The sequence below is a fragment of the Halobellus ruber genome (assembly GCF_014212355.1).
Taxonomy (GTDB): domain Archaea; phylum Halobacteriota; class Halobacteria; order Halobacteriales; family Haloferacaceae; genus Haloquadratum; species Haloquadratum rubrum.
In genome coordinates this window covers 1-21,234 of record NZ_JACKXD010000006.1, presented here as the reverse complement: position 1 = coordinate 21,234, position 21,234 = coordinate 1, and the positions used below count along the sequence as shown (strand labels likewise).

21 protein-coding genes, 2 tRNA genes and 1 pseudogene are annotated in these 21,234 nt (G+C 69.6%); 9 read left to right on the top strand and 15 right to left on the bottom strand.

The features are described 5' to 3' along the window. The first annotated feature begins 19 nt into the window (after nucleotides 1-19). Nucleotides 20-745 carry a DUF2103 domain-containing protein gene (locus H5V44_RS14705; RefSeq protein WP_185193897.1) on the top strand — a complete coding sequence of 242 codons (726 nt, stop codon included), beginning with the start codon at nucleotides 20-22 and terminating at the stop codon, nucleotides 743-745. 191 nt (nucleotides 746-936) lie between these two features. On the opposite strand, the gene H5V44_RS14700 is transcribed toward H5V44_RS14705, so the two are convergent. The 8 genes from H5V44_RS14700 to H5V44_RS14665 form a co-directional block, all read right to left on the bottom strand. Continuing rightward, the gene (locus tag H5V44_RS14700; protein WP_185193896.1) at nucleotides 937-1,698 is read right to left on the bottom strand and encodes a phosphopantothenate/pantothenate synthetase; all 762 of its coding nucleotides are present in this window, start codon (nucleotides 1,696-1,698) and stop codon (nucleotides 937-939) included. A gap of 52 nt (nucleotides 1,699-1,750) precedes the next feature. Continuing rightward, nucleotides 1,751-2,638 carry a pantoate kinase gene (locus H5V44_RS14695; RefSeq protein ID WP_185193895.1) on the bottom strand — a complete coding sequence of 296 codons (888 nt, stop codon included), beginning with the start codon at nucleotides 2,636-2,638 and terminating at the stop codon, nucleotides 1,751-1,753. A 268-nt stretch (nucleotides 2,639-2,906) separates the two neighbouring features. Further along, on the bottom strand, nucleotides 2,907-4,211 hold the full coding sequence (gene aspS, locus H5V44_RS14690) for an aspartate--tRNA(Asn) ligase (protein WP_185193894.1): 1,305 nt from the start codon (nucleotides 4,209-4,211) through the stop codon (nucleotides 2,907-2,909). 110 nt (nucleotides 4,212-4,321) lie between these two features. Further along, nucleotides 4,322-5,044 (bottom strand): phosphoglycerol geranylgeranyltransferase, encoded by a 723-nt coding sequence (locus tag H5V44_RS14685; protein ID WP_185193893.1) that lies wholly within the window; start codon nucleotides 5,042-5,044, stop codon nucleotides 4,322-4,324. A 70-nt stretch (nucleotides 5,045-5,114) separates the two neighbouring features. Beyond that, nucleotides 5,115-5,726, bottom strand: a complete 612-nt coding sequence (locus H5V44_RS14680; RefSeq protein WP_185193892.1) for a winged helix-turn-helix domain-containing protein — start codon at nucleotides 5,724-5,726, stop codon at nucleotides 5,115-5,117. A gap of 112 nt (nucleotides 5,727-5,838) precedes the next feature. Next, entirely contained in the window at nucleotides 5,839-6,915 is a 1,077-nt protein-coding gene (locus H5V44_RS14675; protein WP_185193891.1) for a glutamate--cysteine ligase, read from the bottom strand. Nucleotides 6,916-7,033: 118 nt separating this feature from the next. Continuing rightward, nucleotides 7,034-7,690 carry a fibrillarin-like rRNA/tRNA 2'-O-methyltransferase gene (locus H5V44_RS14670; protein WP_185193890.1) on the bottom strand — a complete coding sequence of 219 codons (657 nt, stop codon included), beginning with the start codon at nucleotides 7,688-7,690 and terminating at the stop codon, nucleotides 7,034-7,036. Next, on the bottom strand, nucleotides 7,687-8,568 hold the full coding sequence (locus tag H5V44_RS14665) for an NOP5/NOP56 family protein (protein WP_185193889.1): 882 nt from the start codon (nucleotides 8,566-8,568) through the stop codon (nucleotides 7,687-7,689). The genes H5V44_RS14670 and H5V44_RS14665 overlap by 4 nt, the downstream gene beginning before the upstream one ends. 271 nt (nucleotides 8,569-8,839) lie before the next feature. On the opposite strand from H5V44_RS14665, the gene H5V44_RS14660 reads away from it, so the two are divergent. From H5V44_RS14660 to H5V44_RS14650, 3 genes are all read left to right on the top strand, one after another. Beyond that, nucleotides 8,840-10,630: an L-aspartate oxidase gene (locus H5V44_RS14660; RefSeq protein WP_246404017.1), complete on the top strand. Its 1,791-nt coding sequence runs from the start codon at nucleotides 8,840-8,842 to the stop codon at nucleotides 10,628-10,630. An 87-nt stretch (nucleotides 10,631-10,717) separates the two neighbouring features. After that, entirely contained in the window at nucleotides 10,718-11,113 is a 396-nt protein-coding gene (locus H5V44_RS14655) for a universal stress protein (protein ID WP_343067765.1), read from the top strand. 295 nt (nucleotides 11,114-11,408) lie between these two features. After that, nucleotides 11,409-12,236 carry a ZIP family metal transporter gene (locus H5V44_RS14650; RefSeq protein ID WP_185193887.1) on the top strand — a complete coding sequence of 276 codons (828 nt, stop codon included), beginning with the start codon at nucleotides 11,409-11,411 and terminating at the stop codon, nucleotides 12,234-12,236. A 192-nt stretch (nucleotides 12,237-12,428) separates the two neighbouring features. Here H5V44_RS14650 and H5V44_RS14645 read toward each other — a convergent pair whose 3' ends face one another. Further along, nucleotides 12,429-12,716: a hypothetical protein gene (locus H5V44_RS14645; RefSeq protein WP_246404016.1), complete on the bottom strand. Its 288-nt coding sequence runs from the start codon at nucleotides 12,714-12,716 to the stop codon at nucleotides 12,429-12,431. Nucleotides 12,717-12,842: 126 nt separating this feature from the next. Between H5V44_RS14645 and H5V44_RS14640 the strand changes: the two genes are divergently transcribed. Next, nucleotides 12,843-12,980 (top strand): hypothetical protein, encoded by a 138-nt coding sequence (locus H5V44_RS14640; RefSeq protein WP_185193886.1) that lies wholly within the window; start codon nucleotides 12,843-12,845, stop codon nucleotides 12,978-12,980. Between the two features lie 833 nt (nucleotides 12,981-13,813). Here the strand turns inward: H5V44_RS14640 and H5V44_RS14635 are convergent. Together H5V44_RS14635 and H5V44_RS14630 are read right to left on the bottom strand one after the other, a co-directional pair. After that, nucleotides 13,814-13,888: transfer RNA gene (locus H5V44_RS14635), tRNA-Ile, on the bottom strand. Between the two features lie 100 nt (nucleotides 13,889-13,988). Continuing rightward, nucleotides 13,989-14,061: transfer RNA gene (locus H5V44_RS14630), tRNA-Asn, on the bottom strand. Between the two features lie 161 nt (nucleotides 14,062-14,222). On the opposite strand from H5V44_RS14630, the gene cca reads away from it, so the two are divergent. Continuing rightward, nucleotides 14,223-15,647, top strand: a complete 1,425-nt coding sequence (cca, locus tag H5V44_RS14625; protein WP_185193885.1) for a CCA tRNA nucleotidyltransferase — start codon at nucleotides 14,223-14,225, stop codon at nucleotides 15,645-15,647. A gap of 57 nt (nucleotides 15,648-15,704) precedes the next feature. Here the strand turns inward: cca and H5V44_RS14620 are convergent, their stop codons facing one another. Together H5V44_RS14620 and H5V44_RS14615 are read right to left on the bottom strand one after the other, a co-directional pair. Further along, nucleotides 15,705-16,721: a histone deacetylase family protein gene (locus H5V44_RS14620; RefSeq protein WP_185193884.1), complete on the bottom strand. Its 1,017-nt coding sequence runs from the start codon at nucleotides 16,719-16,721 to the stop codon at nucleotides 15,705-15,707. Nucleotide 16,722: 1 nt separating this feature from the next. Then, nucleotides 16,723-17,154, bottom strand: coding sequence for a histone family protein (locus tag H5V44_RS14615; protein ID WP_185193883.1), 432 nt, complete (start codon nucleotides 17,152-17,154; stop codon nucleotides 16,723-16,725). Between the two features lie 188 nt (nucleotides 17,155-17,342). Here H5V44_RS14615 and H5V44_RS14610 point away from each other — a divergent pair, with 188 nt between their 5' ends. Both H5V44_RS14610 and H5V44_RS14605 read left to right on the top strand, forming a co-directional pair. Next, nucleotides 17,343-18,152, top strand: a complete 810-nt coding sequence (locus H5V44_RS14610) for a pentapeptide repeat-containing protein (RefSeq protein ID WP_185193882.1) — start codon at nucleotides 17,343-17,345, stop codon at nucleotides 18,150-18,152. Between the two features lie 69 nt (nucleotides 18,153-18,221). Next, entirely contained in the window at nucleotides 18,222-18,521 is a 300-nt protein-coding gene (locus H5V44_RS14605) for a hypothetical protein (RefSeq protein WP_185193881.1), read from the top strand. A gap of 187 nt (nucleotides 18,522-18,708) precedes the next feature. Here H5V44_RS14605 and H5V44_RS14600 read toward each other — a convergent pair whose 3' ends face one another. Both H5V44_RS14600 and H5V44_RS14595 read right to left on the bottom strand, forming a co-directional pair. Then, the gene (locus tag H5V44_RS14600) at nucleotides 18,709-19,212 is read right to left on the bottom strand and encodes a metal-dependent hydrolase (RefSeq protein WP_185193880.1); all 504 of its coding nucleotides are present in this window, start codon (nucleotides 19,210-19,212) and stop codon (nucleotides 18,709-18,711) included. 154 nt (nucleotides 19,213-19,366) lie between these two features. Next, on the bottom strand, nucleotides 19,367-20,857 hold the full coding sequence (locus H5V44_RS14595; protein ID WP_185193879.1) for a single-stranded DNA binding protein: 1,491 nt from the start codon (nucleotides 20,855-20,857) through the stop codon (nucleotides 19,367-19,369). A gap of 299 nt (nucleotides 20,858-21,156) precedes the next feature. Between H5V44_RS14595 and H5V44_RS18280 the strand changes: the two are divergent. Then, nucleotides 21,157-21,234: pseudogene (locus H5V44_RS18280) on the top strand (IS6 family transposase); the annotation flags it as partial.

Sequence of the window (21,234 nt, the reverse complement as noted above, 5' to 3'; positions counted from 1 at the left end):
CGCGCAGTCTGGGTGGGCTATGGACTGTCGGCGGTGCGGGAGCCCGCTCGAACGCCCCGGCGACTACTGTCTGGTCTGCAACGCCGGGAACTGCGACGCGGTCGTGGTCGTCTTCGAGCGCGACCGTGCGGAGTTGACGATGCTGGACGGCGACGACATCGTCGGTCGAACCGCGCTCACGACGGTCCCGGAGGACGACCCCGAGGCTCGGACGGTGGAACTCCGGAACTTCGCGGGCCGGGTCGCCGACGACATCCGGCGGAAGCGCCCCGAGACCGTCTTCGCGGCGGGCGACCGGGCGGTCCTGCGGGAGACCCGCGCGCAGCTTCACCACGAGTTCTACCGGATCGCCGCGGACGACCCCGTCGAGCGGGTGCTGGAGCGGCGCGGCGAGCGGTCCCTGGAGGTCGTCGAGACCGCACCGCGGGAGAAACTCGGCGGGTCGCACTCGACGCTCATCGGCGGGCGCTCCGGCCGGCAGGCTATCGGCGTCGTCGCCGATCACCCGCACGTGAAGAAGATCGTCCCCGGGCCGATCGACGCCGGCGGCACCGGCTCCCGGACGGGGCTCCGGGCGAAGGTGACCCGCGCCGGCGACAACGGCAACCTCCGGCTGTTGTTGCGGGACGGCTCCAGCGTCCAGGAGAACCGGGTGGTGACGACCGCGATGGACAGAGAGACCGGGGAGTTCGTCCGCGAGGACCTCAACGACGCGCTCGCCGAAGCGGAACTCCGCGAGGAGTGACGGCGCCGCTCAAGGGACGACTCTACCCTGGAGTTCATATACGATCCCGGGAGCAGCGAGCGTATGCGCTGACGACAGCCCCGCGCCGGGGAGCGGGTGTTCGGCACACCGGCGTGGGAGCGGCTGCGGGTGCCGACTGTTCGCTATCGCCCCCGGCCAGGTCGTTCTCACACCGTCCAGCAGTCGTTCCCCTATTCCAGCCGCCCCGACCGGATCGCGTCCTCGGCGGCGGCGAGTGCGGCCTCGGCGTCGAACTCCCGGACGAGCCGCTTCAATTCCGCTCGCGACGCCCCCGACAGGTCCCGGGCGTGGTCGGCGACCGTCGGCACCGCCCGGATGACGTTGTCGACGATCGGTACCGTCGCGACCTGCGCTGAGCGCGACAGCGGGTTCAGGTCGATCACGACCTCGGATGTCCCCATCGCGGCCAGCGCCGCCGCCCGGTCGCCGTCCTCTAAGGGCACGACGACGACGTCCGCGCTCCCGATGCCGTCGGCGTCGACTTTCGCGCGCTCGTGGTCGAGTCCCGGAATCCGCGCGTCGGCGTCGACTCCACGCACGGCGACGCCCGCCTCGTCGGCGCCGTGGTCTCGGAAGTGAGCGACGATCGCTCGCATCCGCTCGTCGGTCCGGTCGAAGAGGTTCACCTCGACGTCGGCGTCGACGGCGGCAGCGAGATCGACCGTCTCCCCGGGGACCAAGGCAGCCACGTTGCCGTTGACCGAGATCACGGGGCGGTCGGCCAAGCGGAGTAGCGCGGCGGCCGCCCGGGCGGCGTCGTCGGCCGAGGGGATGGTCCGTTCCCCGAGTAGGTAGTCGAACGCCTCGCCGCGACCCTCCGCGATGAGCCCCTGCCTGCTGGTGATCCCCCTGTCGACGCCCTCTGCGATCCGGTGGCGGGTAAGTAGCGACTGGTACCGGGGGTGACTCTCCGGCACGTCGAGCTCGCTCATACCCCGTACTCGGCGGGCGGCGGCAAAAGCCGGGCGGTTCGGCGCGGGGCCGCTATTCGTCGTCGCCCGCTCGAGTGTGTCGGCTCCCGCCGTCCCTCGCCCGGAGCGTCGCCCCGGCGGGGTGGACCCCACACGCCTCGGGGTCGTAGCCGGCGTCCGAGAGGGCGGTGCCGAACCCGAAGACGGTGTCGCCGAGCATCGCCATCGTGGCGTCGTCGCCGCCCTCACGAACGGACCCGATGGCGTCGGCGACGCGGTCGGTCAGCAGGTCCGCCTCGCGGGCGAACCGCCGGGAGAGCTCGACCAGCCGTGACGGCGTCGGCTCCCCGCGGAGGTCAGCAAGCGCGCGCTCCCCGGCGGCGGTCAGCCGGGTCGTGTCCCCCGAAAGCACGGCCTCGGTCGACACCGATCCGAACGTCACGTACTCGACGCGCGGTGCGGCCGGGATCCCGTCCAGCCGGCCGTGGTCGGGATCGCCGGGGTCGAGTCGGATCGGGAGCCCGCCGCGGGCCTGGGCGACGACGTCGCCGAGGCCGGTTCCCGCCTCGACCTCGGCACAGTGGGCGATCGAGACAAGGTCGTTCTCGCCGCGTCGGCGTTCGTACGCCGCGTTGATCCCGTAGGCTGCCCCGAGCGCGAGCGCGCCGGAGACCCCGAACCCGGCCCCCAGCGGCAGCGGCGTCTCCGCGGTCACGGCCGCGTCCGTGGCGTCGAGCGCGTCGCGAACGCCGGCGACGGCGTCGATCGCGACTGGGTCGCCGTTCAGCGTGACGAGCGCGGGATGGCCCCCGTGGCCGCCGCGTTCGACCCGCACGTCGACCCCGTGGGACAGCGTCACCCCGGCACCGCGCGACCCGGCGGCTGAGGGGTCTGCATCCGGGTGCGCGCTGAAAAAGCCCGTGAGATGCCCGGGAACGAACGCCGTCGCCTCGTCGGTCATCGGGTGTCGGTTGCGCGGGCGGGATTAAATCGGGCGCGGTTCGGGACGGGAGTGGCTAGAGGGAGCGCACGGCTCCGCGTCCGGTCGTCCCCAACGGCGAGGGCCGCCGTCGATCTCGCGGGAACTCGCTCGCAAATCGGAGATTTGCTCCCTGGCTCCCGCTCGAATCCCAGCGACCAGCCCTACGGGCTCAGTCGCTGCCGGTCTCGTGGGAACAACGGGAGAGCGAAGCTCTCCCCGGCTCCCGCTCGATCACAACGGCCTCGCCTCACGGCGAGAGCCGTTGTCGATCTCGCGGGAACAGCACGGCCTCCCGGATGTTCTCCAGTCCGAGCATCGTCATCACCAGCCGCTCGACGCCGAGACCCCACCCGGCGTGCGGCGGCATCCCGTACCGGAACATCTTGGTGTAGTACTCGAACTGGTCGGGGTCCAGCCCCTGCTGTTCGAAGCCCGCGACCAGGTGGTCGTAGCGGTGTTCGCGCTGACCGCCGGAGACGAGCTCCATCACCGGGTGCATCATATCGAACCCCGTCGAGAGCTGATCGTCGTCGTCGTGGTCCTTGATGTAGAACGGCTTGATCTCCGAGGGCCAGTCGGTGATGAAGTAGTGTGACCCGACGTCGTCGCCCAGGGCGCGCTCGCCCTCGGTCGGGAGGTCGTCGCCCCACACGAGTTGCTCGTCGAGGTCGCCCGTAGCGTTGATGCGCTCGATCGCCTCCTGGTAGGTGAGCCGGGGGAACGCCTCGTCGGGCGCCGCGAAGGACTCGGCGAGTCCGAGCAGTTCGAGTTCGTCCGCGCAGTTGGCCGCGACGCCCTCGTAGGCGCTTTTGACCACGTGTTCGCAGGCGTCCATCGCCTCCGTGTGGTCGAAAAAGGCCGACTCGAAGTCGATCATCGTCGCCTCGTTGAGGTGGCGGGGAGTGTTGTGTTCCTCGGCGCGGAAGATCGGGCCGATCTCGAAGACGCGCTCCAGTCCGGAGCCGACCATCAGCTGCTTGAACAGCTGCGGTGACTGGTTCATGAACGCCTCCTCGCCGAAGTACGTGATCGGGAACAGCTCGGTGCCGCCCTCGGTGCCGGTGGCGACGATCTTCGGCGTGTTGATCTCCGTACAGCCGAGGTCGCGGAACGCCTCGCGGACCGACCGGAGGACCTCCGCGCGGATCTCGAAGATGGCTTTCACTTCGGGCTTCCGGAGATCCAGCGTGCGGTTGTCGAGCCGCGTCGACAGTTCGGCGTCGACCTTCCCGGAGGGATCGAGCGGGAGTTCGGTGTCGGAGTCGGCGAGCACCTCGACGGAGTCGGGGGTGATCTCGACACCGGTAGGGGCACGCGACTCCTCCTCGGCGTCGCCGGTGACGGTCACGACGCTCTCGCGGGCGACGCCCAGGCCGGTCTCGACGAGTTCCTCGTCCATCTCGTCTTTCTCGAATTTGATCTGGATCCTTCCGGAGCCGTCGCGCAGGATCAGGAAGGCGATGCCGCCGAGGTCGCGGATCTCGTGGACCCACCCGGCGACGGTGACCGTCTCGCCGGGTTCGACGTCCGCAGTATGGGTTCTGTCGTTCATACAGGCCGTTCCGGCCGCCCGATGTTAAAAGCGAGCGGTTCGGGGCCGATGGTTCGAACACCGGACCGGGGTGAGTTCGGCACGACGGGGTGGGCCGACGCGGCCGACGGCTACTCCGCGACGGTCTCGGCGTGGGCGTCGTTGACGCCTTCGACGGTCTCCCGGACGGCGTCGACGCCCTCGTCGTGGAGGAGGTCGCCGACGACGACGGTGTCGGCGTGTTTCCCCATCTCGTAGGCGGCGTCGTAGTCGCCGATCCCGCCGCCGTAGAACAGCGTCGACTCCCGGAGGGCGTCCTGTGCGGCGGCCACCTTCTCGGGGTCGCCGAACGTCCCGGAGTACTCGATGTAGACGATCTCCTGGCCGAACATCCGTTCGGCGACCGCGGCGAAGGAGGCGACGTCGTCGGCGGCCTGTTCGGTGTCGGCCTCGGTGAGTTCCGCCACGGAGGCGTCGGGGTTCAGGACGATGTACGCCTCCGTCGTCGTTCGGTCCCAGTCGAGCGGGCCGTCGATCCGGACCCACTCCTTGTGGGCGCCGGTGACCCAAAACGAGGAGTCGGCGTTGAACACCGTCGGCACGAGGTAGCCGTCGAGGTCGTCGGACTCGATGACGACGCCCGGGTTCGACGGCTCCTGGTACAGCGGGACGTCGTACCGGGAACAGGCCTCGACGACCCGCTGCATCTTGTCGGTGGTGACGTCGAGGGTGCCCCCGATCTCGATCGCGTCGGTCCCCGTCCGGCAGACGTCGCTGAACGTCTCGCCGTCAACGAGGTCTTTGTCGGGATCCACCTTCAGCACGTGGTCCCAGTCCGTCCAAGGCCCGGTCATTGCCCCTACCTCTCCCGGGCAACACTAAAAATGGCGCGGAAGGGGCGTGCGGGGACGATCCGGGCGGGGATTACGCGGCGCTGTTGTCGTGATCGTCGTCCGCAGCGCCGGCGTCGTCGGCGTCCTCGGCTGTGTGCTTCTCGTCGACAGTGATGCTGACGGGTGCCTCGTCGCCGCCTGACGCCGCCTCGTCGTCGCCGCCGAGGCGGTTGTCCAGGTTGAACACGGTGTTCAGTTCCGACTGGACCTGCTCGGCCACGTTCCGCACCAGATCGCTCGGCGCGATGGCGGTGTACTCGTAGGGGTTGTTCCCCGCGCCGTCGTGCTCGCGCTTCCGGCGCGTGACGGTCCCCTCGTCGTGGAGGTCCGCGAGCGCCTCGCGGACGGTGCTGGGGTACAGTCCCGTGCCGTTGGCGACCTCCTCGCTGGTCGAACCCGGCTGCTGCCGCAGGTAGACGTAGATCCGGGCACGTGTCTCGGTGTCGAGCAGCCACGCCAGCAGGTCCACGAGTCCCTCGTCGAACTCCGAGACCGCCCTGTCGGCCTCGCGTTCCAGCCGCTCGCGGGCGCCGACGCCGGACTCGCCGTCCTCGCTACTCACGTCGATGCCGATCCCCTCGTCGGCCCCGGTATCGTCCGTCCGTTCCGCGTCGTGGTCGTCCGCTGGCTCATCTGTCGTCATCGTGTTCTATCACGAAGGTCAAAACTCGCCGGGCAAAAGCCTTTCTCGATCGGACGGGCGCCGGGGCCGCCTCCGGGAGAGTGGCGGCACAGACGACAGACGGGGGCTCCGCTCAGTCGATACAGAGCGACTCACACAGCGCGTCGAACCCCTCCTCGCGGTGGATGCGGCGTTGCCTGACCGCGCCGCTTTCGGCCGCAAGCAGCCGCGTGAGCCCGTCGACGCCCAGCCGGTCGGTCTCGGCGGCGACGAACTCCTCGACGGTCACCGTGTCCGCGGCGTCGGGGGTAGTGAACTCGGCGTCGCGGCCGTAGCGCATCGCCCGCCACTTGTTGGCGTCGAGGAACTCCCGGCGGAGCGTCGTCGGCGACTCGCCGTCCTCGTACCGGGCCGCGAGGTCCTCGACCAAGGCGTGGACGTACTCCACGAACGCGATTGTCCGCTCGGGGTCGGTCTGGACGTCGGGCGTCCGTACCTCCACGGTCCCGTGGCCGGTGTGCGGCCTGACGTCGTACCAGAGTTCGCCGCGATCCTCGATCGATCCACGTTCCACCATCAGCCGCTCGAAGCGGTCGTATGCCGCGTAATCCTCGAACCGGGTCGGCATCCCGGTGTTGGGCAGCGCCTCGAAGATCTTCGCCCGCGCGGAGGCCAGCCCGGTGTCGAAGCCGCACCAAAAGGGGGAGTTGGCCGAAAGCGCCAGCAGCGGCGGGAGATACCACCGGAGCTCGTTTGCGATCCAGGTGGCCTTGTCGGGGTCGTCGACGCCGACGTGGACGTGGAGCCCCGAGGTGGTGTTGCGGTGCTGGGGGTATTGGATCCGTTCGAGTTGGGACTGGTACCGCGGCTTGGTGGCGTGGTCGAGCTCGCGCCACTTCGCGGTCGGGTGCAGCCCCGCGGCGGCGATCCGGTAGCCGTGGTCGGCGGCGTGGTCGACCAGCGCCTCGCGGACCTCACGGACGGCCCCGTCGACCGAACTCACGTCCTCGATTGTCGGCGTCTGCGTCTCGATCGTGAACTGGAACAGCTCGTGGTCGATCCGATCCGCCAGGATCCCGGTTGGCGGGTGGTCGTAGACGAGATCCTGGATCCCCGACGTCGGGCGCGCGTGCTGGTCGACGATGTAGAACTCCTCCTCGACGCCGAGCGTGCCCATCCGGTCGAAGGCGTCCGCCGACCCTAGCTCCATCGACCCGTCGTTTGCGGCGGCCGATTAAATATGGTGTGGGCCGCGGCGAAGCGTTCGCAAAACCGGGGGCAGGCCGTCGAAGCGGGGCGTGACGACGCCACACCGACCGGTGCGAACACTACGACCGCCCGTCGTCGGCCCGCGGCTCGGCGACGACCGCGAGGTGATCGTCGTGGAACCGGTCCAACCGCCGGGTGTCAGTGATCGCATAGCCCTCACGGAGGTCGTCGAGGACGTCCGAAAAGACGTCGTCCGGGTCTTCGAGGACGTCCTCGCTTCTGGCCTTGATCGCGGCCACCAGCCGGCCGTCGGGCGCGAGGAAGCGGCGGTTCCGGAGGGCGACGGTAGCCTGCCCGCGGGTCGCGACGTCCTGGACGACGTACTCGAGCCCGGCCTCGACGACGTGGGCGTAGGTCTCGGGCGCCCGGGCGTCCTTCAGGAGCGGAAAGAGGTTCGGGCGGGCGTCGGCGACGGCAAGGAGGTCCCGAGTCGGCCGCGGCGCGAACTCGACGGCGTAGGTCGGCCCCGCGAAGTCCGCGACGTGGGAGACCGTGGTTCCGGAGGCCGCACCCAGATAGAGGACGCCGTCGTCGCCCGCGAACCCCAGGTTCAACTCCAGTTCCAGCATCGCGCCGAGCTTCGACCGGCCGGCGTCCCACGCCCGCCAACCCTCCTCGTCCTGTGGCTCGCCGTACACGGGCTCGCCCCGCGTCGCGAGCCGCTCGCGGCCGTCGAACCGCCGCCGCTGGATCCCCGGCGGGAGGTCTGTGCTCATTCTCCGACCTCCCGGTCGCGGATTGTCGCCATCCGGTCCGCGAGGTCGTCGTGGACCGACTGTCGGAACTCGCCGGCGTAGTGATCGATCCGGGCGGCGATCGCGAGCTTCCCCGCGAGGGCCCGCGCGGCCGATCCCCGGTTGTCGGGGTGGGTGCCGCGGACGTGCTCGTGGGTGAAGATGACGCCGTGTTTCGGCGACGAGCCGCGACCGCGAAGGTGCGCAAACAGCGCGTCCTCCGCGCCGAGCACCTGCACGGTCCCCGCGGGCTTTTTCGCCAGCGACTCCAAGCCGCCGGCCAGCGAGAGCAGCCGCGCCGCAAGCACTGGGCCGGCCATCTCCGCGAGGTTCGGCGCGACCGCGGGGGCCTGCGACTCGACGAACGACCGCAACTCGGCGCGTTCGGCGTCGAGGTCGACGGCGCGCTCGGCGAGGGAAACAACCCGCTCCTCGGCGGGCGTCTCGGGCGTCCACGCGGCGACCGCGCGGGCGCCGTCGACGCCGCCGGGGATGTCGGGGGCGCGGCCCTCCCCCTCGGATCGGCTGTCGGCCAGCGACCCCGCCCACTCGACGACGCGTTCGGCGATCTCGTTTGCGGTGCGTTCGGCGTCGTCCATAGCCGCAATAGTATACTGTAATTGTTGTTCGGTTGCCGTTTCTCGTTCTTGTACGGCCTCCCGTGTGGCTCGGACGGTCGCGTCGTGGAGGGCGTCGTAATACTCGTCTTCGTCCTCTACGAATCCTGCGCGGACCGCTTCGGCCGGCCAATTCTGCGGCTGTTCGGCCGTTCGCTCGGTTATTGCTGTCGCCGCCGATTCGGCGTCGTTGGGATCTCCATATCGAAACCACCCGGAATCTCCGGGATTTTGGCCGCTCATATGGGTGCTTGAGTACGGACTGGTATATGTATTCTCGAAAGGGCGGAACGCAGGTTCCCGGGGGTCGAGGGGACGACCGAGAGGCGCTGCGTCCGCAGTACGGCTACACGAGGGGGATGTGCGTCCGGACCGTTCACACCGGTATCCCGAGGGGATCGGGTTCGGCGATCTGTGCCGGGCGCGTCGCGGAGCGCGGCGTCCCGCGTCCCCCGTTTCCGAGCCGCGCGCACGCGCGCGACGGGTTCAACCCTGTCCGGCACTGACATCGAGTATGGATAGTTCCCGGAATGGAGACGGGCGGATGCCGCCTGAGTACGACACGGTCGAGGTGTCCGTACTGATCATCGGCGCCGGCGCCGCCGGTGCGCGCGCGGCGATCGAACTCGCAGAGCGGGGGGTCGACGACGTCCTGGTACTCGGGAAGCGGGGCCACGGCGACGCCCACACCACTTGGGCGCGCGGCGGGATCAACGGGGCGCTCGGAACCCGCGACCCGGAGGACGACTGGACGATCCACGCCGCGGACACCCTGAAGGAGGGGCACTTCCTCAACGACCCTGCGAAGGTCGAGACGGTGACCGAACAGATGCCCGAGCGTCTCAGGGAACTCGACGAGTGGGGGATGGACTACTCCCGCACCGACGACGGCGGGATCGATCAACGGTACTTCGGCGCGCAGTCGTACCGCCGGACGGCGTTCGCCGGCGACCACACCGGCGAATCGATGCTCGACACGTTGGTCGGCCGGGCTCGGGACCTCGGCGTTCCCCACCGGGAGAACGTGATGATCACGAAGCTCGCCGCCGACGGCGACCGCGTGTACGGGGCTGTCGGGTTCGATATGGACACCGGCGAGTTCGTGGTGTTCAACGCCGGAGCGGTCGTGCTCGCGGCCGGCGGCTACGCGGCGATCTACGACCGCCACACGTCGCGCGAGGACGAGAACAACGGCGACGGCCCGGCCCTGGCGTACGACGCCGGGGCGTCGTTGATGGACATGGAGTTCGTCCAGTTCCACCCGACGGGGATGGCCGTCGACGGGAGCGACCCCGAGTGGGCGCCGTGGAGCGGCCGGCTGGTCACCGAGGCCGTCCGCGGGGAGGGGGGCCGCCTCTACAACACCGATGGCGAGCGGTTCATGCGGCGGTACTCGCCCGACCAGATGGAGTTGGACGCCCGGGACGTGGTCGCACGCGCCATCGCACAGGAAGTCTCCGAGGGCCGAGGGACCGAGAACGGCGGCGTGTACCTCGACGTCTCCCACCGCGACGCCGGATTCATCCGGGAACGGCTCCCGCGGATGTACGAGCGGTTCCAGGATCTCGGGGTCGATATGGCCGAAGAGCCGGTCGAAGTCGCGCCGACTGCCCACTACGGAATGGGGGGAGTGGCCGTCGACGGCCACGGGGAGACCGACGTCACGGACCTCTTTGCGATCGGGGAGACGATGGCGGGCGTCCACGGCGCAAACCGGCTCGGCGGCAACTCGCTGGCCGAAACCGTCGCCTACGGCGTCGTCGCCGGGCGCCGGGTCGCCGACCGGATCGAGGGACCCGGCACGATGCCGGAACGGGTGGTTACAGGCCTCGTCGAGCCGCACCTCTCGGAGTTGGCCGCACTCGCAAACGCCGACGGGACGTACGACGTGGACGCCCTCATCGCGGAACTCCGGGAGTGTCTGTGGACGCACGCCGGGATCCGTCGGGACGAGGCGACGCTGTCGTCGGGTCTCGACGCCGTCGACCGGATCCGGGGGAAGGCGGCTGACGTGGCCGTCGGCCCGGTCACGAGCCGGTCGTTCGAATACGCGATCGACCTCGGAGTTATGATGACGAGCGCGGAGGCCGTGCTGCGCGGTGCCCTCGAGCGAACCGAATCCCGCGGGGCACACTACCGGACCGACTACCCCGACTCCGACCCCACGTGGCAGCACAACATCCACTACAGGCGGGCCGACATCGGCGGGATGGCGACGGACACCCAACCGGTCGCGACCCCGAGCGAGGCCGTGCAGGCGGCACTGGACGCCGGCCACGAGCTGGACTACCACCAGCTGGAGTAGCCCTCGGGCCCGGGATCGAGTCGTCCTGCGGAGCGTCAGCTACTATGTGGTTCGGCCCTGTTTATCCGTATGGGTATCCTCGTGGCAGTGAGCGACGACGACCGGTATCGGGCGGTGCTCGACGTTGCGGTGGAGTTAGCTTCCGGACTCGGGCAGAAGCTATACGTGACGCACCTCGTCCGGGATGCAGAGGCGTCCGCGGAGGAGCGCACGTTTCGGGACGAGATCCGGACGTATCTCTCTGACACCGCCGTCCCGGTCGAGATCAACCTGGAGTACCTCGATCGGGGGAGCTTCCGATCGGGCACGGCGGTCGGGAAACAGCTCGGCGATTTCACGACGGACGTCGGCGTCGACCACATCGTGCTCGGCCACCGCTCGAAGGACCGGCTGTCGGCGATCCGTGAGGGTCACACGGGATTCGTCGTCGCAGAGGAGGCGGCGGTCCCGGTGACCATCGTTCCCGAGGCGGTCACGTCGTGACCGGGTCGGCCGCCGCGACCCCACAGCCGCCCGGGACTGTGGGCTGCGAGCTGCCGCGGACGCCGGCAGGGAGCGTTCCTCGGAGACGGAGAACACGCACGGATGCGTGACGCGATCGTCGGCCAGAACACAGAGTATAATCCGGTTCGCGGTGACGCGGTCGTATGAGCACGCCCCCGAGGGATACCCCCAGTTCGAGTGAGCACAGACGGGGGGCACGTGGATGCCGCCGACAGCGGTGTCGGTGGGGCCCTGCGCGCCATCGCCCGACGCGACGGAGTCGGTGTGATCCCGCGTGATTCCCGAGCTGTTCGTCGAGTGGTTCGGGACAAACCCGGTCGTCCACGGCCTGGTGGGCGGGCTGGTGATCGCGGGGATGAACCTCCTCGGCGCGTCGCTGATCTTCGTGTGGCGCGACCCCTCGGAGCGGGCGCTCGACGGCACGCTGGGCTTCGCGGCCGGGGTGATGCTCGCGGCGGCGTTCACGAGCCTCATCGTCCCGGGGATCGAGAACTACTCCGGCGGCAACCCGATCCCGGTACTCGTCGGGGTGTTGCTCGGCGCGGCCGCGCTGGACCGCTCCGACGGCCTGGTTCCACACGCCCACTACCTCCTGACGGGACAGCGCCGGCCGGACGCCGCCGACCCCGACGCGGACCTCTCGGTCACCGACGAGCGGCTCACCCCGGTGGTGCTTTTCATCCTCGCGATCACCCTCCACAACGTCCCCGAGGGGCTGGCCGTCGGCGTCGGGTTCGGGACCGGCGACGTCGCGGGCGCGATCCCGCTGATGCTCGCGATCGGGATCCAGAACGTCCCCGAGGGGCTTGCGGTCTCGGTGGCCGCGGTCAACGCGGGGCTCGACCGCCGAGCGTACGCCGTCCTCACCGGGATCCGGTCCGGGGTGGTGGAGATCCCGGTGGCGGTGCTCGGCGCGTACGCGGTCGGCGCCGTGTCAGCACTTTTACCCTACGCGATGGGCTTTGCCGCGGGGGCGATGCTGTTCGTCATCAGCGACGAGATCATCCCGGAGACCCACGCGGGCGGCCACGAGCGGATCGCCACGCTCGGGACGATCGTCGGCGTCGTGGTAATGCTGTACCTGGACATCTCCCTGGGGTAACGGACGGGTCGGCGCCCGTCAGATCGGGCTGAGCCCGACCGCGCCGAGCCCCCAGAGCACGACGCTGACGGCCGGAGCGACGAGCACGAGCCGCCAGGCGGCCGACAGCAGCACCCGTCCCGCCGGGATCCCCAGGGCGTCGGCGCGGCCGCGCGCTGGACCCGGCGAGGGTTCGGAGCGTCGCCCTCGGGCCTACGCGTCCGACTCGGAGTCGACGGGGATCGCCACGCCACCCTCGTCGTCGCGGACTGGACGCCCGCCGTCAGGGAGCGGGGTGACCGACGAGACGTCGCCCTTCGCAGCGTCGACGGCGCTGCCCGCGAGGTAGCCGACGGCGCCACCGAGCCCCGCCGACAGGCCGGTCGCGAACGGGCCCACGCGGGCCCCGGCACTGGCGCCCACTTGGCTCCCGACCGCCGCACCGGCCTTCGCGTACTTGTTCCGCTTTTTCGATTTTCGACACGGACAGAGTCCAGGCATCGTGCGTCGAAACAGGGGCTGGATCCATTTGTATGCCGCGGGCCCGATGCCGGGTGCGGGAGCGCGGGGACCGGCGGAGCATTAAGCGTTAACTGTGTCCACGACTATGTGTGTCACAGACACGCTATGTGTCACTTCAACGTCCGACCGCGCGACACGGCTGAAGAGGAACCGGAAGAACACGAGGAGCCCGCCGACCCCGGCTTCGAGGAGATGGAGGAGGCCGAGGACGTCCGGATCGTCACCGACGGCGGCGACGAGTGAGCCGGACGGCAGACGACGACTTTTTTCCGACGCGACGGAAGACGACGAGCCACGGGTCGAGTGGCCGGGCTGTCGCGGCTCGGTACACCCGCCGACGACCTCGACGCGCCCGGCGGTGCGGACTGCCGTCCCGAGTATCGGAAGCGCCAGCAAGCCGGCGAACGTGATGAGCACGCGGGTCGGGATGGACTGTGCGTCGATGGCGTGACGGATGTGGTGGACGTGATAGAGCTGCAAGCGCATACCTCCGTTTTCAGGCGGAGGTCGAGCGACACTACTATGACTGTGGATCGGGTTCGCAGGGATGCTACGGAATCGGTGAGAGGCCGTCCCCGAACCACAAGGGGTGGCGAACCGGCGGTGGTTCGCACGGCAATGACACGGATTCCGACGGGGCCTCATCGGCCGGGCCACAGCCCTACGAGGGAGACAAACGAGAGTTCCCCCGGTGTGTCGCCGGTTCCCTCCGAGTGCAGGTTGGAACCGAAGGGCGACGACCGCCCGAATCCGATGGTCGGATTCCTCCGCGTTTACACGGAGGAGGTCAGTCCGGATCATCGTCGGACCCACGAGCCGGGAGCGCCGAGCGGCGGCGTCGCCGTTTTAGGCTTCCCTAAACCCACGCGTGGATCGTGTGGAGGGGTCCACAAGGCGCTTGATCCGAACCTGTTCGTGTTGCGGGGCGTAGCGTTCGATCCGCCGGAACGTGGGGGTTTGGACGGCCCGACTGTGCCCTGTGTGCTTCGAGCCACGGTCGGTGCGCTCGCTGCACTCCCTGTTTCGACTCCCGCGACGGTGTACACTCGGCCCTCGCTGTCGTTCGGGCAGCCGAGTGGGCCCTGTGGGGTTCGAACCCACGACCACCCGGTTATGAGCCGAGCGCTCTGACCGGACTGAGCTAAGGGCCCGACAGGAACTCGTACCCGAGACTCCCTCTTAGACGTTGTCGTTGCGTCCGGGATGGGACGCTCGGGTGTCGCAACTCGCGGTCTGTCGCCGAAAACCCGACGCCGTCGCCAGGGCTCGAACCTGGGACCACCTCGTTAACAGCGAGGTGCTCTACCACCTGAGCTACGACGGCCTGCCTACACGCAAAGGTAGACCGAGGCGGTGTGATATGGCTTTCGTTTTTCCACCGATCGCCCCGGAATCGACCGACGTAGCGCACCTCCGGCGGCCGACGTCCGCAGGTCGCGGCGGACCGACACTCTTTCGCCGCGGCCCCGTGAAGTCGTGGCAACGATGGCCGACGCCGAGGCGTACGGACATGTGATCGAGGCGATCCGCCGGCGCGTCACCCCCGACGGGACCGAGCGGGCGGCGATGCGCGACGCCGTGGCCCGGCTCTCCGAGCGCATCGAGTCGGAGGTGGCGGAACTCCCGGTCGACGCCGACGTCGTTCAGGTGGGGTCGACCGCCCGCGGGACGTGGCTCGCCGGCGACCGCGACATCGACCTCTTCGTCCGGTTCCCGCCGGATCTCGACCGCGAACTGCTGGAACGCTACGGGCTGGCGGTCGGGAACGCGGTGCTGCCCGACGGTCACGAGGAGTACGCCGAACACCCGTACGTCACCGGCGAGTTTGAGGGGTTCGACGTGGACCTCGTCCCGTGTTACGCGGTCGAGGACGCCGCCGCCCCACAGTCGGCGGTCGACCGGACGCCGCACCACAACGCCTACCTTCGAGCGCGGCTCGACGACGACGTCGCCGGCGAGGTCCGGGTGTTCAAGCAGTTCCTCAAGGGGATCGGCGCCTACGGCAGCGACCTCCGAACCCGCGGCTTTTCGGGGTATCTCTCTGAGCTGCTCGTCCTCGAATACGGCGACGTCGAGTCGCTGCTTTCGGCGGCCGCGGGGTGGCAGCCGCCGGTGACCTTCGACCCCGCAGATCACGCGACGGAGTCCCACGACGACCCGCTGGTGATGGTAGACCCCACGGACCCGGCGCGGAACGTTGCGGCGGTATGTTCGGCGGCGAACGTCGCGCGGCTCCAGCACTACGCCCGGGCGTTCCTCAACGACCCCCGGACGGCGGTGTTCGAGCCCCGGGAGCCCGACCCACTGGACGCCGCGGCGGTCCGGAGCCACGTCAACCGTCGCGGCACGTCGCCGGTCGCGGTCGTCTTCGACGCCCCCGACATCGTCGACGACCAGCTGTTCCCCCAACTCCGGAAGTCGCTGTCGGGCGTCCGCGACGAACTCGACCGCCGCGGGTTCGGGCCGATCCGCGCGACGACCTTCGCCGACGACCGGGCGGTGCTGTTCGTGGAACTCGCCCACCGGCGGCTCCCGCGGATCGAGCGCCACGAGGGGCCGCCGGTTCACGTTCGGGAGCACGCCGAAGGGTTCTACGGGACGTACGCCGGCAGCAACGCTGCTGATGACGGTGATGCGGACAGCGACCGCGACGCCGGCGACGGGGGCGACGCCAGCCCGATAACCTACGGCCCGTTCGTCGACGGCGACCGGTACGTGGTCGAACGGGAGCGTGGCTTCGCCGACGCCGCCGCGTTCCTCCGCTCGGAGGAACTGTTCGGCGTCGGGCTCGGCGCCCGGGTCGAAACGCAACTGCAGGAGGGATACGAGGTCCTCGTCGGGGAGGCGGTCGCCGAACTCGCCCCCGAGTTCGGGCGGCCGCTGGCCGACTACTTCGACCCGCGACCCTGAAAACGGCCGCGTCGGCACTTTTGCCTCGGGTCGCGCGTCGGTCGCCGTTCGCGAGGGCTACCCGTCGAGGCCGTGGATCCCGCGGAGGTCCGCGACTAGCTTCCGGGACTCCTCGTCGGGGTCGCCGTCCGGTTCCACCGGCGGCCGGCCGTCGAAGGTCTCGTGGACCATCGCGACGCCCTCCGAGAGGGTGTCGAGCCCGTAGCCGCCTTCGAGGACGAACGCCAGCCCCGCGTCGACGTCGGTCGCGAGCGAGCGGACCCGGTCGGTCAGCAGGGCGTACCCCTCCGTCGAGACGCGCATCCGGGAGATGGGATCGTGGCGGTGGGCGTCGAACCCCGCGCTGACGACGACGAGGTCGGGATCGTACCGCTCGGTCGCCGGCCGGAGCAGCTCCTCGACCACGAGCAGGAACTCCGGGTCGCCGGCCCCGGACGGGAGCGGGACGTTCAGCGTCGTCCCCGCGCCGTCGCCGGCGCCCGTCTCGTCGGCCGCGCCGGTGCCGGGGTACAGGCCCTTCTCGTGGGTCGACGCGTAGAACACGTCCCCCTCGTCGTAGAAGATGTCCTGCGTCCCGTTCCCGTGGTGGACGTCCCAATCGAAGATCAGCGCCCGGTCGACGTCGAACGCGGCGTCGTCGAGGACCGACTGGACCGCAACGGCAGCATTATTGACGAAACAAAACCCCATCGCGTCGTCTTCGACGGCGTGGTGGCCCGGCGGTCGACCGATCGAGAAGGGCGTCTCGCGGCCGTCGGCACCGGCGGCGGCCTCCCGGGCGGCCCACTCCGCGAGGCCGGCCGAGGCGCGCGCGGCGCCCCAGGTGTCCGCCGACGCGACCGTGTCGGGGTCCCAGTTGCCGCCGCCCGCGGCGCAAAAGGAGCTGATCTCCGCGACGTAGTCGGGGTCGTGGACGGCCGTCACAGCCGACTCCGTCACCGGGTCGGCCTCGACGTAGGAGACGCCGTGGCGCTTCGCGAGCGCCCGCTTGATCGCGCGGATCCGGTCGGCGGTCTCGGGGTGCCGCTTGCCGGTGTCGTGCGCGAGGCAGGTCTCGCTGTGGCCGAACCGCATCCTACTCGAAGAGCGCGAAGTACGTCTCGATGTCCTCGGCCTGGATCGTCCGCCGGTCGGCGTGCCGCGCCAGCGTCGCGGCCGCGCTTGCGACGTTGTCGGCGTAGTCCTCGAGGATGTCCGCGAGGGCGATCCGGGCATCCATCGAGACGCGGAACCGGTCGTCGATCCGGAGGCGGGCGATGCGGTCGATCGGTGCGATCGGGAGTTCGAGCTCGCGGCGGCTCACGACCTGCTGGACGCCGAAGTCCTGTGCCATCAGCGTCTTCCGTCCGTCGTCGCCGGCGTGGTCGGCCGCGTCGACGGCGAGCGCCGCCCCGTGGGCTTGGACCCGACGGGCGAGCTCCTCGGCGGCCCCGGAGCTGACCCGGAGGTCGCCGGCCTGCCGTCGGATGATGGTGTCCACGGGCGCGAACGGCAGCTCGACACTCATTACCTACACAAACCGTCCGACCGGGGTATAACCCTTTCCGTGACGGCACTCCCGGGACCGTCGGACGGCATCGAGGGGAGTCTCGAAAGGATCCCCGCCCCGGCGGCGTTCGCGGGCGGCCGAGCAGCAGCGGCAGCGCCGCTCGGGCCACGACAACGTATTTGATTCGGTCGACTGACTGGCACAGTATGTCACCCGACTCGTCCACCCAGCGAGAGGAGTGTCCGGTCACGAACGACGATCTTGACTTGGCTGATGCTGTGCTTGATACACTTGAAATAGCATCGTGGAGTTGTTCTCGCCCGGCCTGGGAGCCCGAGAAGACGGGATCAAGCCGGTGTATCCGGCATACTGAGACAGCCGAGAAACCCTTGGACGAGCTTGTGGATGAAATAAACGATGGAGATTTACACGGCGCGATTGCGTCCAAGACTGTCCTCAGCTCCCTGGAACTCCCTTCTAGTCCCGGATTCGTCGGTGCCGACCTCTCGGGAGCGGCCTTAGTCAAAGTCGACCTCTCGGGAGCGGCCTTAGTCGAAGCCGACCTCTCGGGAGCGGATCTGTGGGGGGTCGACCTTTCGGGAGCGACCCTGGCCGACGCTGACCTCTCGGCGGCGGACCTGCGGAAAGCCGACCTCCCGGTAGCGAACCTGAGGGGTGCCGACCTCTCGGAGGCGGACCTACGCTACGCCGACCTCTCAGAGAAGGATCTGTCCGGGGTCACTCTCTCTCAAGCAGACATACGGGGAACCACGTTGGAAGGTCTGAGTGCGAATCAGGGAACAACAGTCGGGAAGATGTGTCCCGATCCGGCGAGCCCGGCTGAATATGATGCGTTGGCACAGGCGTACCACGATCTCAAGGAGGCGCTCAGTGACGAGGGGCTCAGCCAGCGAGCGCGCCGAGCGCGGGGACTGGAGCGGCAGGCACGGACCGCGGAGGCGTGGGCCCGATTCAAAACCAATGCCGTACTCAGGCGCGTCAATTGCGGACCCTGAGTGGATGGCGCCGATTGCTGAAGATGGCCGTATCCCGGGCGCGAAATTCGCACGCAGTTCCTGACGGCTGTGGGTGGGTGGCTCTCTCGCGGCCTGACGGGCTACGGTACTCGGCCGCTGTTCGTGCTTCTGTGGTCGGCAGCGATCGTCCTGGGAACGACCGCCCTGTTCGGACTCGGTCCGGAACCCCCCGAGGGGTGGCGGGGAGGGCCACTGTACTACTCGGTCGTGACGTTCGTGACGGCGCCGCCCCACCCGCCGAGGCAAGTGGGGGCTGTCACACGAGCAGCCGTCTTGATCGAGACGTATCTCGGGACGGCGTTGATCGTGCTGTTGGGCTACGTCCTCGGAACGCGCGAGCGGGTGTAAGTCACTCCGTCGGTGCTGCGTCTGCCGCAGCCACGTCTCCCGGCGTGGTCGGCGCTCGCCCACGCGGTCGCGGGTCCGCCGTCCCCGGAGCGGATATAGACGAACCGCATAACCCCGCCACTCGCGCGTGCAAGCTCAAGAGGGGATACCACCCCCGTCCGCGCCCGTCGGGCAGCCCTCCGTAGAGTCACCCGGACGCCTTCGGCCGGACGTGGCGGCGCAGATCCCGGAGCATCACCAGCGCGGTCGCCCCGAGCACCGCGGTTGCGAACGCCGTCCACGCCGGGACGTACGCGCTCCACCCGGGAACGTGTTTGACCGGCACCGACGCGAGCGGCCACACCAGATGCGGCGGGAAACTGCCGTACAGCAGGTGCGCGTGCCAGTCTCCTGCGGGATGGAGCACCACGCCGACGCCGAAGGCGGCGGCGGCGCGCACCCGGCCGGTCCGCCACCCGTACGCGAGAACGACGGCGACGAGCGGGAGGGCGACCGGGAGCGAGTGAACGCCGACGCGGCCGTTCGGCAGGAGGAACATGGAGTGGGCCAGCGGTTTGTCCACGAGGTCCGGAAACACGCCGCCGAGCGTCGCCGCGCCGACGACCCGCCGCGACGGGAGTCGCCGGTCGCGACTCGCGACGTAGACGGCGACCGGGACGAGCGCTGCGAGCACGTGAGACAACGGGGACATACCGGGCCGTACGGGCGGGCCGAACGGAAAGCCACCGGACGGTTCGAACCGTGTTTGAGTAATGCCGTCGGGGCGTCGGACCGGACGGGGGATCGTGAGAGGTGGGGTCCGGTGGCCGCGGGTGTCGTAGCGACGGTCCCCCGCGTCGCCGGCGCTACTCGGTCCGGTCGACCTCTACGGCGGTGATGGTGCCGTCGGCCACGGGGCCCGTGACGGTCACCTTCTCGCCGAGCCGGAGTGACTCGTCGGTCTCGACGCTCCGGGTCTCGGTGCCGTCGTCGAGCACGACCGGGCTCCCGGCCTGTACGACGGTCCCGGTGAACGTCTCGGTGCCGCCCTCGGCGTCCTCGCTCGGGGGTTCGGTCACCGCGGCGGTCGCCGACCCGCCGGCCCCGGCGTCGCCGCTCGGCGGCGAGGACGCGCCGGATCCCGTGTCGGCGTCGGTCGCCCCGTCGCCGCTGAACGCGCCGAGTCCGGTCGACTGTCCGGGCCCGCCGGTCGACTGCGCGGCCCCGGCGCCGGTGTCGGTGGCGTCCTCGGGGGCGTCGTCCATCACGGTGACCGTCGACTGCCACCCAGCGGAGGCTTCGAGGTCGTCCTGCCACCCGTCCTGGATCTCCACGTCGGTGACCGCGACGTAATCCGCGAGGTCGACGTCGAGGTCGGCCTTCTCGCCCCACAGCGCCACCCGGATGTCGCCGGTTTCGTCTTTGATCCGGACGTTCCGGACCTGTCCCTCCGAGCCGTCGTCGCGGTCGAACGTTCGCTTGGGGTCGGTCTCGATCACGCCGCCGGCGATGTCGGCGGTCTCGCCGAGCTCCAACTCGCCGATGTCGGTCGTGTCGGGGACGTACTCGACGTCCTCGTCGATCTCCTCGACGGTGCCGCGGTCGCCCACGTGGAGTTCGAGGGTGCCGTCCCGCTCGCGGACGTAGCCGTCGACGATCTCGACGGTCTCGCCCGCCGCGAACTCGGTCGCCAGACCGGCCTTCCCGTCCCAGAGTGTGACCCGGATCCGGCCGGTGGGGTCGCCGAGCGTGAGGTTCGAGACGCGGCCCTCCGAGCCGTCGTCCCGGTCGAAGGTGCGCACGCTGTCGGTGCTGAGCACGCGTCCCGTGAGGTTCACGTCCGAAAGGCCCAGCGAGAGGTCCTCGATCCGGTGGGTGTCCGTCGACTCCACGTCGACCTCGACGTCGGGGGCGGGTTCGGCCTTGTCGACGTCGACTTCGAGCCCGTTGTAGCCGTTCTTCGGGCGGCCGGCCACCCGGACGGTGTCGCCGGGTTCGAGCCGGTCGACCGCGTCGTCGGCCATCCCGTCCCACATCGTGATCGTGATCCGGCCGGTCTCGTCGGCGACGTCGACGTTGACGACGTGACCCTCCTCGTCTTCCTCGTCGCGCTCGAAGGTCCGGAGGTCGCCGACCCGCATCACCTTCGCGAGGAACTTCACGTCGTCCATCCCGGGGTCGACGTCGGCGATCCCTTCGACCTCCTGGTCGCGGAGTTCGTGGGCGATCAGCATCGCCGCGGTCTCCTCGTCGGCCAGCCCCCCCATCTGGTCGACCTTGTCCTCGACGGCGGCCTCGAACTCCTCGAAGTCGACGTCGGTGTCGAGGTCCTCGTAGACGTCCTCGATCACACCCATCCGGGCGACACCCCCCACGCGTCTGGCTCGAATCGGAAACCCGCGGTTCGAGCGGTCGCGACTGCAAGCATACCCACAGCCAGGGCAGGCCGCCGCTTAAGCGTTGTCTTGTCGGCGGTGGCGCGCCGCGGTGCTGCGGTTTGGCCCCGGAGTCCGGCGACGGCTCCGGGTGACGATCCCTCCGGTTGCGGGTCGCGTCGTGGCACGGAGGGGCTGGCCGCCCCGTGGTATAAGAACCTTTGGGGGGGCGATCGGGTCGCGTTAATTTAGAGGATGAGGCGGACGAGTTCTGAGTGTCTATGACAGAATTCGACCGCCTCAGTCAGTGTATCGAGTGGATTGACTTGTCGTTTGTGGAGCGCAAGCGGACTCCCGAG